The sequence below is a fragment of the Anaerorhabdus sp. genome (assembly GCF_036637135.1).
GTDB lineage: Bacteria > Bacillota_I > Bacilli_A > Erysipelotrichales > Erysipelotrichaceae > Anaerorhabdus.
Map to the genome: position 1 here is coordinate 1 of NZ_JAVWNC010000085.1, position 6,636 is coordinate 6,636.

The window sequence follows — 6,636 nt, forward strand, 5'->3', positions numbered from 1 at the left end:
ATGAATGTATTGTCAATTAATTTCATCGGATTTGTATCCGCTGTATTTGCATTGACATGGCTAACCAAGGGACAATTAAGAAAAGTAATACTTTTGGTAAGCAATGTTATTTTTGTAATGTCTTTTGGCAATATCTTTCATTTGCTCTATTTAGTTTTTATTATTCTATTTAGTTATTTTTGTTCAAAGTATTTATCCAACCACAAAGACAAAAAAATACTCATTCTTTCGATTGTAATACCAATACTTGTGCTCTCCTATTTCAAATACTTTAATTTTATTCAATTTGATAATTTAGTTATGCCAATAGGAATTTCATTCTATACATTTAAAGTAATAAGTCATTTAGTGGATACGTATAAACAAAAAGAACAAATTAATTTTAATTTGTATGATTATGCTTTATATGTAAGCTTCTTTCCTTGTTTATCAGCTGGGCCTATTCATAGATCATATGATTTCCTTAAACAGTTGAACATCATACAAGTATTTGATTATTCGAAACTTAAAAGTGGTGCAATTCTTTGTGCTTTTGGAATGTTTCAAAAAATTGTCATTGCTGACTACTTGAATATTGTTGTTAAAAATATATTGGATAATCCGATATATACGGGAATATATGTGTTATTTGGTTTATTTCTTTATTCTTTTCAATTGTATGTTGATTTTGATGCATATAGTAATATAGCGATTGGTGTTAGTAAAATGCTAGGGTTTGATATAAAACGAAATTTCTACACGCCATATATGTCTTCAAATCTACATGAGTTTTGGCATCGCTGGCATATCTCTTTATCAACATGGATTAGAGATTATATCTATATTCCTTTAGGGGGTAACCGAAAAGGATTTATACGAAAATGTATGAATATATTAATTGCATTTGGATTAAGCGGTTTGTGGCATGGATCATCTATTGTTTTCTTACTTTGGGGATTTGGGCATGGTATTGTACTAATTATTGAGGAATTGATTTCACCATATCTAAGAAAATTACCTAAGCATCAAATGTTTAAACCAATTGGAATAATTATAAATTTCGTTATTGTGAGTTTTTTATGGATATTGTTTAGAAATAATTCAATCCAACAAGTAGCTGATATTTTGAATAGATTGTTTATTCCAGATATGTTTACATTGGAATTTGCGGGATTTACGAGTTTTCAATTTGGTTGGATAATCCTATTAGTGATGGTTGTCATTATCACTGACATTTTGAGAAATAAGACAAATATGATTGATTGGTTTAATAATCGAGTATGGGTATTCCGCTGGTTTGTATATATTGCGATGATTGCAATTGTGATTGTTTTTGGTGTTTATGGATTGGGTTATAATCCAAATGACTTTATTTATATTACATTTTAATAGGATTGAAATAAAAGTGGCTTTCTATGAAAGGCCATTTTTGATATACTAAACATGGTGATTATATGACAAAGAAAGTAAGCATTATTGTACCGGTATACAATGTTGAGCAATATTTGGAACGTTGTATCAAGAGTATAACAAATCAAACATATAAAAATATTGAAATTATCTTGGTCAATGATGGCTCAACAGATAGTTCCTTACAAATTTGTAAGACCTACGAAAGTGATTCTAGGTTTATAATAGTAGATAAGCGAAACGGTGGTTTAAGTGATGCTCGTAATGCTGGATTAAAAGTAGCTAGTGGTGATTATGTTGCATTTATTGATAGCGATGATTTTATTCGTGATGAAATGATTAAGACAATGCTAGAATCTGCTGAAAAGAAAAATGCGGATATTTGTGCTTGTGATATGGTTTATCTATACGATAGTGGGCATTTGGTATATGCATCTGGAGGAGATTTTACTTCTGGTTCTGTAAACAATAATCCCGCATTGATTAGAATAAATAACAGTGCATGCAATAAATTATTTAAAAAAGAAATGTTTGATGATATCCAATTTCCAGTAGGTGTGTACTATGAAGATTTAGCAACAATACCTATATTATTATATAAAGCAAAATGTGTGACAAAGGTTAATGAAGCCTACTATGTTTACTATCAAAGAAGTGGTTCTATTGCACACACTGCAAATAAAAAGATTTTTGAAATCTATGATGCTATTGATGGGTGTATTAATTATGTAAAGAAACATGGTAATGAAAAAGCTGTATTAAATGAGCTTGAACATTTCTATGTTATTCACGGACTAGACCTAACGACAATTAGGATTAAGGATTTTGATGATAAAACATTGCGTGAAGAGTATTTAATTCAAAATATGAATGAATTAAATAAAAGATATTCAGAATGGAAGAAGGATATCTTCTATAAAACAGCAGGGATAAAGAAGAAATTTATTTATACAATGCTAAGTAGAGGGAAAGTTAAAACGGTATTGAAAATTTATGACAAATAAAACAAAAATTCTATTTGTAAATGATGAAATGGAAATGGGAGGAGTTGCCCGTGTTTTAAATACGCTCATGGCTAATTTAGATACAGATAAGTTTGATATTTCTTGTCTAGTGTTACATAAAACTGGAATGCTTTTGTCAGAAATACCAAGTCATGTAAATGTAATAGAAGGGACACCTTTTTTCAATACAATTGATAGACCTTTAATCGATATTTTAAACAGAATGGATATTAAAGCTCTATTTAGTAAATTAAGATTATTGTTTTATATGAAAACAGGTTTAATTAAGAAAAGAATCTTAATAGAACGTAAAAAAATAATTAACGAAACTTATGATGTGGAGCTTGCAGCAAAAGAAGGTTTCTGCACTGTATTTACAGCTTATGGTGATAGTAAAAAGAAGATTAATTGGGTGTTAACTGATTATAAACAAAACAATTACTCAAAGAATCACATGAGCTTAGTAATTGAAGCGCTTCAAAAAATAGATATGAATATTGCAGATTCTGAAGATGTACTCCAGTCTTTTAAAGAAGTTTTTGGAATTACACGTGGGATTACGATTCATAATCTTATGGATATTGAAAAAGTAAAACAAGGTATGCAAATAGGATATGAAGATGCAATTGTTCAACCAGGTTTAAATGTAATCGCAGTTGCAAGATTTCATCCGCAAAAAAGCTTAGAACGTTTATTGTATGCATATAAAAATGCAGTTGATAAAGGGATTGAACACAATCTTTACTTGATAGGTGGAGGAGAGACAGAGCCGTTACTTAGACAAATCGTTAAAGATAATAACTTAAATCGTGTTTTCTTTCTAGGATATAAACAAAATCCATATGCATATATCGCTAAATGTGATTTATTCGTTCTATCAAGTCTTTATGAAGGGTTCGCAACAATTATTAATGAAAGTTTGATTGCAGGTACCCCTGTGCTTACGACACGAGTAGGTGGTGTAAGTGATCAAATTGTTGAGGATTATCAAGGGTGGATTGTTGAAAACACACTAGAAGCATTAAAAGCTGGTTATTTAACAGCATTGAGTAAACCAGATAAACTGAATGATATGAAACAAACATTGAAATCATATGAATATCCAAATGATAAAATATTGAAACAATTTGAAGAGGTATTTAAATGAAATGGATAAAAGACCATAAATCCGAACTAATGATAACGGGAGCAGTGTTATTTGTATTCTTCTTTTTTTCACTAATTACAAAGATGACTCCTTTAGCAGGAGATGATTGGGGATATGCTGTTCAAGGTATGAATGAAAATCCATTTGCAAAAGCGTGGGAGTTCTATTTTACGTGGTCAGGTAGATTCTTTAGTGAATTGTGGGGATTTATTGTAGCACCACGAAAATGGTTGTGGAATATACTAAATCCACTATTATTTGCAGCTATTATTTACTTCATTATTAAACTAACATATAAGAAAAATAACTTGTTGGTGTTAATTATCTTGGTTTTATCCTTACTATTTAGCGTTGATAATACACTAAGAATTGAAACATATACATGGATTATGGGAACAACTTATGTTGTGCCTCTTGCATTATTACTATTATATCTTGTACTTATTAAACCAATAATATTAGAAGATAAGAAAATGTCTAATTTCGTATTTGTTGTCTCAATTGCATTGAATCTTTACATAGGTTTATGTATGGAAAACGCAACGGTAATTTTATTACTTGGGAATATATTAATTTCAATTTATTGCTGGTTTAATAAGAAAGAGTATTTTAAAAAATTCCTTATTCTTCTAGGTGTGAGTTTATTGAGTTTGATTTTAATTCGCTTGTCACCCGGAGCTACATTTAGACTTGCAAGAGATAATCAAGCATGGGTACAAATGAGTCTATTTGCTCAAATTGGTAGTAATTGGGTAACGTTTTTACAAAGAACATTTATATATAATCGTTATATGATGATGATCCTTAGTATGACAATGATCATGGGATTATTATCATTCAATCAATCAAAGAAGTGGTCAATTTCAACTATGATTATGTTAATCATGCATAGTATATGTTTTGTGTTAACCTTTATGCCTACTTTGTATGAAAAAACAAATATAGCTGCATTATTGGTATTCTATGATGTTCAATACACACAATCAGCACTTATATTCTGTTCATTGTTTTACCTTGTGTACATTGGAATTCTATTTTGGCAAATGTTTGTAACTTTAGATATAAAGGAACGTTTAGAAGGTAGTTTCTACTTGATGATTGCAGGAACTGCAAATATTGTGATGCTTATATCACCTATATTTGGCGCAAGATCGAGTCTCTATACAGTATTCTTCATTATTGTGCTGATTGCATTTATGATTTCAAATATCCATATCAACAAGTACATCCAAATTGGATTAGTGGTTTTATTTGCTGCATTTATTGTGCTAAAATGTAAAGGTCTTTTTGAACAATACAAAGTAGTTCAAGCAGTTCAAATTGAAAGAGAATCAATTATTGAGTATTACCGTGTTAATCAGGATGAAAAAGAAGCATGGATCCCGAGAATGCCTGAAGGATTCATCCACTCAGCAGATATTGAAGAGGGTGATGATTATCATATGGAAGTATTCAAACAATATTACGGACTTAATCCGAATGTTAAATTAGTATTCTTTAAAAAATAAAGGAGCATTTTGATGAAAAAACTATTCAATGAAAAAAATCTATCAATAGCGATTATATTACTTATAGCATTACAACCGATTATTGATATGGATTATCTATTCTATGAATTTCTGGATCAATTTGGATTGCCACGTTTTTCTACAATCATTCGATTCATTATCATTCCAGGATTAATTCTATGGACTTTCTTCTTAATGGAGAAGAATAAAAAGAGAGTATTAATTGTAACAAGTATTTATGGGGTTCTACTAGGTGGATATTTTATCCTTCATTGTATGTCAGCAAGTGCAGCATATGACATTATGGGATTTACGACCAACTTTAAATTTTCATGGTATCAAGAGTTAGTTTATATTTTAACTTTAATACTACCTTTTGGATTAACATATTGTGTATATAATTTAAAGTTTAGTGAGAATATTATAAAGAAAATCGTATACTTCTTATCAAGCATTATTTCAATTCCTATATTTTTAGGAGATTTATTTGTTTTTGGTAAGAGTACTTATTTTGGCTATACAGTAGCTAACTTCTTTTCTTGGTTTACAGGTATTTATGAGCTATACCATCCTCGTGAATTAGCTAGTAAATTCTTCTTTAATGAAGGTAATACGATTGGTATTTTGATGTTTATGATTTTACCACTAATGTATTATTTCTTTACTAAAGAAAAAAACAAGAAAACAAAAATCATGGTTGGTGTTTTGATTGCTATTCAAAGTTTATCAATGCAAATCTTAGCAACACGTGTTGCAACATATGGTGCAGTCATTGTTCCAATAGTATTCCTTGTATTGTATTTATTTGATACATTAATCATGAAAAATCAAAAATTAATGAAAAATGTAGTTATCATCTGTTTGTGTTTTGCAGGGTTATTTGGTGCAATCTTAGATTTCACACCAGCAATCCAAAATCAAAAGGTTGATGCAGAGAATACAACTGTATTATTAAGTAATGGTGCCGTTGATGAAGGTCTAAGTAGCTTGAAAGACGGTGAAAACTTAATTCCTGGGACAGCGGAATTTAATCATTTCTATCGTTTCATGTTTGAACAATATGGAATACGTGCAAAATACATTTCATCAGTTCCTTCCATGTACTATATTGATTGGTATAATTATGTTTATGATCCAAAATTTTGGGTTGATGTTACTTTTATGGATGTTTATGATCGTGTTAGTGGACGTCAAATCCAAACAATCTTTATGAATTATAAACTTGATAAATTGAATGCGTATCAAAAAATAATGGGTGCAGGTTATTCTACATTCATGAATGGGTCGATTATACTTGAACAGGATTTTAAACAACAATGGCAAACTCTTGGACCAATTGGTTCATTACTAACCACATTCCCATGGATTGCATCTGTATTAATAGGTGCGTTATTCGTTCTTAAGAAGTGGAAGAAATTGTTTAGATTAGATGTCTTTGTTTATGCTATGTCATTTGTAGCAGCACTGGGAACAGCTTATATGAGTGGTCATACGTTGGATCAGTTTATTACAACAACATTCATGGCACTTCTTCTTGGGGTATTATTTTGTAAAATCAAAGAAGTTTATGACAAAAAGGATTAGTTTA

Annotated in this window: 5 protein-coding genes; all 5 read left to right on the top strand. The window is 29.9% G+C overall.

Annotation, left to right across the window (positions count from 1 at the left end):
* A partial coding sequence (locus RR643_RS10845; RefSeq protein WP_332483216.1) for an MBOAT family O-acyltransferase occupies positions 1-1,368 on the top strand: 1,368 nt, incomplete at its 5' end.
* A 65-nt stretch (positions 1,369-1,433) separates the two neighbouring features.
* Positions 1,434-2,393, top strand: a complete 960-nt coding sequence (locus RR643_RS10850; RefSeq protein ID WP_332483217.1) for a glycosyltransferase family 2 protein — start codon at positions 1,434-1,436, stop codon at positions 2,391-2,393.
* Positions 2,383-3,540 (top strand): glycosyltransferase, encoded by a 1,158-nt coding sequence (locus RR643_RS10855; RefSeq protein ID WP_332483218.1) that lies wholly within the window; start codon positions 2,383-2,385, stop codon positions 3,538-3,540. Before RR643_RS10850 ends, RR643_RS10855 begins: the two co-directional genes overlap by 11 nt.
* The gene (locus RR643_RS10860) at positions 3,537-5,048 is read left to right on the top strand and encodes a DUF6056 family protein (RefSeq protein WP_332483219.1); all 1,512 of its coding nucleotides are present in this window, start codon (positions 3,537-3,539) and stop codon (positions 5,046-5,048) included. The genes RR643_RS10855 and RR643_RS10860 overlap by 4 nt, the downstream gene beginning before the upstream one ends.
* Positions 5,049-5,060: 12 nt before the next feature.
* Entirely contained in the window at positions 5,061-6,632 is a 1,572-nt protein-coding gene (locus tag RR643_RS10865; RefSeq protein ID WP_332483220.1) for an O-antigen ligase family protein, read from the top strand.
* Positions 6,633-6,636 lie beyond the last annotated feature (4 nt).